We start from the raw sequence: 4,648 nt of genomic DNA, 5'->3' as shown, positions 1-4,648 counted from the left end.
TCATTGTGCGGGTGCACGCTCAGCACGATGCTGTCGCGCCGCGCCAGATGGCGGTGCATCCATTCGATCTGATCGGCATACACGTTGGCTGTCGTGCATTCGACCGTGGAGGGCAGGTTGATGATCATTTTGCGGGCGGGCGTGGGGCCCCAGATGGCGCTGACCGCATCGCAGACCTCCAGCGAGAAATCCAGCTCGGCCAGGCTGAACGTCTCTGGCGAGTATTGGTAAATCCACTCGGTTTCAGGGTGGGCATCGGCCAGTGCCCGGATGTGCCGGGTGCCTGCAAGGGCGATCTCCTTGACCTCGGCGCGCGTCATGCCGAATACGATGCGGCGCCATTGCGGCGCGATGGGCGCATACAGATGCACGATGGCGCGCGGCGCGCCGCGCAGCGATTCGAAGGTGCGCTCGATCAGATCGGGGCGTGACTGCGTCAGCACCTCGATGGTCACGTCTTCCGGTACGCGGCGCTCTTCGATCAGCTTGCGCACGAAGTTGAAGTCCGTCTCCGAAGCCGACGGAAATGCCACTTCGATTTCCTTGACACCCACTGCCACCAGTTGCTCGAACATGCGCAGCTTGCGGGCGCCGTCCATGGGTTCGATCAGCGCCTGATTGCCGTCGCGCATATCCGTGCTCATCCAGACGGGCGGCGCCAGCAGACGACGCGACGGCCAGGTGCGTTCGGCGTAATCACGGGTGAAAGGTTGGGTGGGGCGGTATTTGTGTTGGGGTTGGTCAAGCATGGAAACCTCCGGCCGCGAGCAGGCGCCGCGGCATCAGACAGCCATGGCCGCGTGGCGCGGCGACGGCAAAGCAAACGGGGAGGTGGCTTCAGGGCCTGTCAGCAGGCCCCGGGCTGCCGGGCGGCCACGGGGCGCAAGGCCCGGCAACCGCGCGCTAGTCGCAAGGCTAGGAGGGGGGCGACCACGCGGGTCGATCGCCCACGGCCGGCGGCCGCAAAAGCGGCGCGGGCGGGGTGGGGGGCGAACGGCAGGGGCATGGCGTCGTAAGGAGATTCAGCAGGGATTCGGGGATGGTAGGTACACTGGGAAAGACCGTCTAACGTTATCCAGGCATCAACCATCGCAAAATGGACATTCCATCGTCTCCGCCGACCGGACATACGCGCTCTCCCACTGATGTGGATTTGTTCCCCTACGAATCGTCGCAGCGGCCGGTGGCGGGGCTGGCGGTGGATTACGAAGACGGCCATCGCGTGCGCCGGCATCGGCACCGCCGGGGCCAGTTGCTCTATGCGATTTCCGGGGTGATGGTGGTGGATACCGATGCCGGCATCTGGATCGTGCCACCGACGCGCGGGGTCTGGGTGCCCGCGTGGGTGCCGCACGGCATCCGCATGAGCGGGGAACCGCGCATGCGCACCGTGTTCGTCGAACCCGGCGCCGCCGCGCATCTGCCCGAGCAATGCTGCGTGCTGTCGATTTCGCCGCTGTTGCGCGAACTGATGGTGGCCGCTGCCGATGTGCCGCTGGATTGGGCGCCCGACACGCGCGACGGCCGCCTGATGATGCTGCTGCTGGACGAACTGCGCCAGGAACCCGTGTTGCCGCTGCACTTGCCGCAACCGTCCGAGCCCCGGCTGGCGCGCATCTGCCGCGCCATCGTGCGCCATCCCGAGCGGCAGGCGGGGGCGGCGGAATGGGCCCGCGAATTGGGGGTGGACCCCAAGACGGTGCATCGCTTGTTCGTGCGCCACACCGGCATGACGTTCGGCCGCTGGCGCCAGCAGGCGCGCCTGTTGGCGGCCATGGAGCGGCTGGCGCGCGGCGCGCGGGTGCTGGACGTGGCGCTGGATCTGGGCTACGACAGTCCCAGCGCGTTTGCGGCGATGTTCCGCCGCGCGGTGGGCGAACCGCCCAGTGTGTTCGCGGCCCGCGGCGAGGCGTCCGCCTGATGGCCACGAACCGCATCAGAGGCCGCCGCCGGGCAGGGCCGCCCCGATCCAGCGTATTATTTACCGTTTTGCCGCCACGCTAACAGCACTCGAGACAAATCATGCCGCACTACCGTTCCCGCACATCGACCCACGGCCGCAACATGGCCGGCGCCCGCGCCCTGTGGCGCGCCACCGGCATGAAGGACGGCGATTTCGGCAAGCCGATCATCGCGGTAGTGAACTCGTTCACGCAGTTCGTGCCGGGCCACGTGCACCTGCGCGACCTGGGCGCGCTGGTGGCCAAAGAGATCGAGGCCGCAGGCGGCGTCGCCAAGGAATTCAACACGATCGCCGTCGATGACGGCATCGCCATGGGCCACGGCGGCATGCTGTATTCGCTGCCGTCGCGCGAACTGATCGCCGACTCGGTGGAATACATGGTGAACGCGCACTGCGCCGACGCCATGGTCTGCATTTCGAACTGCGACAAGATCACCCCGGGGATGCTGATGGCCGCGATGCGCCTGAACATCCCGGTTGTGTTCGTGTCCGGCGGCCCGATGGAAGCGGGCAAGGTCAAGTCGCCCACCGATGGCACGGTCATCGCCAAGATCGACCTGATCGACGCCATGATCAAGGCAGCCGACCCGAAGGTTTCGGACGCCGAAGTGGCCGAAGTGGAACGCAGCGCGTGCCCCACCTGCGGCTCCTGTTCCGGCATGTTCACCGCCAACTCGATGAACTGCCTGACCGAAGCCATCGGCCTGGCGTTGCCGGGCAACGGCACCATCGTGGCGACGCACGCGTGGCGCAAGGGCCTGTTCGAGCAGGCCGGCCGTCTGGTCGTGGATCTGTGCCGCCGCTACTACGTGGAAGAAGACGAATCGGTCCTGCCGCGCAACATCGCCACCAAGAGCGCGTTCCAGAACGCGATGGCGCTGGACGTGGCGATGGGCGGGTCGACCAATACCGTGCTGCACTTGCTGGCCGCGGCGCAGGAAGCGGGCGTGGACTTCACGATGGCCGACATCGACCGCATTTCGCGCAAGGTGCCGTGCCTGTGCAAGGCGGCGCCTGCCACCGACAAATACCACATCGAAGACGTGCACCGCGCCGGCGGCATCCTGGGCATCCTGGGTGAACTGGCGCGCGCCGACCTGCTGGATCTGTCTTGCGGCAACGTGCACAGCGGCACGCTGGGCAACGCCATTCAGCAGTGGGACGTGGCTGGCGACGCAAGCGAAGAAGCGAAAAAGTTCTACCGCGCGGCGCCTGGCGGCATCCCGACGACGGTCGCTTTCAGCCAGGACGCGACGTTCCTGACGCTGGATACGGACCGTAAGACGGGCTGCATCCGCAGCAAGGAAAGCGCGTATTCCAAGGACGGCGGCTTGGCAGTGCTGTACGGCAATCTGGCCGAGAAGGGCTGCATTGTGAAGACGGCGGGCGTGGACGAGTCGCAATGGGTCTTCACGGGCCGCGCACGCGTGTTCGAAAGCCAGGACGATGCGGTGGAAGGCATCCTGGGCGACAAGATCGTGGCGGGCGATGTGGTGGTGATCCGCTACGAAGGCCCGAAGGGCGGTCCGGGCATGCAAGAGATGCTGTATCCGACGTCGTATCTGAAGTCCAAGGGCTTGGGCAAGACGTGCGCGCTGTTCACGGACGGGCGTTTTTCGGGCGGTTCGTCGGGGCTGGTGATCGGGCACGCGTCGCCGGAAGCGGCGGAAGGCGGCACGATCGGCCTGGTGGAAGAAGGCGATGTGATCGAGATCGATATCCCGAACCGCAAGATGCATCTGGCAGTGTCGGACGAAGAACTGGCGCGTCGCCGCGCGGCGATGGATGCGCGGGCGGACGGCTGGGAGCCGGTGGGCCGCGAACGAGTCGTGTCGCAGGCGTTGCAGGCTTATGCGGCGTTGGCGACGTCGGCGGATCGCGGTGCGGTTCGGGATTTGTCGCAGCTGAAGCAAAAGGGCAAGCGGTGATTTTTTGATTTTTTTCAGGTGGAAGAAGCGGCGCTTATTGCGTCGCTTTTTTTTTGCGGGTGCCCGGGGGCGGGTGTTGTGGGTGTGTTTGGATCTTCGTTGGGCCTGCGTTGGGTCTTCGTGGGACGCTCGTCGCCGGGGTCGGGTGGGTGGCGCGCGCCCACGATTGCGGTCCGGAGCCTTCGCTCCGGACTGCCCTCTCGTCATCTTCGTTGCGGCCTGCGGCCGCTGCCTTCAGATTCCCTCGGGCGCATCAAGGTTGCGCGCCACCCACCCGACCCCGGCGACGAGCTGCGCCGTCTTGGTTTGCGCGCTGCTAGAGCGCGACTTAATGACGAGGTTTGCGGGGCCCGCCTCAAGCGTCCGCCCGGGCGGACGCTTTCTGCATACGCGTTGCCGGGGTGTTGTCGCGTTGGTCGCTTACGCGCTTTTGGCGGGTGGTTTTCTATTGGTCCCGCCGTCAGGTGGGGGAGGTGGAGCGACGGGTGGCGCGCGGCCAATACCCGCTTGCTTCGCCCGACCTGTACGCGCGCCACCCGTCTAAAAGGGAGGCCGGTGATTGTTGCGAGCGTCGGCTGAAATTTGCAGCATTGCTTGGGTTCCTCGCTTGGTGTGCGCGCAGCGGCATCGTGGATCGCAAGACGCGGCGAACGCCTCAAGAGGCCGCCCGGGCGGCCGTCCTGAGGCAAGCCCCGCAAGTCCGCTCTTCACAAGCGCGAAGCGGCATCGTGAACCGCAAGACACCGCCAAGTCCCCG

3 protein-coding genes are annotated in these 4,648 nt (G+C 66.2%); 2 read left to right on the top strand and 1 reads right to left on the bottom strand.

The genetic code is table 11. The annotated features are described in order from the left end of the window. The coding region (locus ACE039_RS13575; protein ID WP_485822599.1) for a 2-isopropylmalate synthase at positions 1-749 on the bottom strand (749 nt) is incomplete at its 3' end. Between the two features lie 332 nt (positions 750-1,081). Between ACE039_RS13575 and ACE039_RS13570 the strand changes: the two genes are divergently transcribed. Then, positions 1,082-1,921, top strand: coding sequence for an AraC family transcriptional regulator (locus ACE039_RS13570; protein ID WP_448709369.1), 840 nt, complete (start codon positions 1,082-1,084; stop codon positions 1,919-1,921). 101 nt (positions 1,922-2,022) lie between these two features. After that, the gene (gene ilvD / locus ACE039_RS13565) at positions 2,023-3,891 is read left to right on the top strand and encodes a dihydroxy-acid dehydratase (RefSeq protein WP_485822598.1); all 1,869 of its coding nucleotides are present in this window, start codon (positions 2,023-2,025) and stop codon (positions 3,889-3,891) included. The last annotated feature ends 757 nt before the right edge of the window (positions 3,892-4,648 follow it).

The organism is Achromobacter maghribensis (assembly GCF_057334215.1).
Note: the sequence above shows the minus strand (reverse complement) of the source record. Positions and strands in the feature narration are given on the sequence as shown.

Coding starts and splice junctions, on each gene's coding strand:
- ilvD (WP_485822598.1), top strand. CDS start 2,023: ATGCCGCACTACCGTTCCCGCACATCGACCCACGGCCGCAACATGGCC.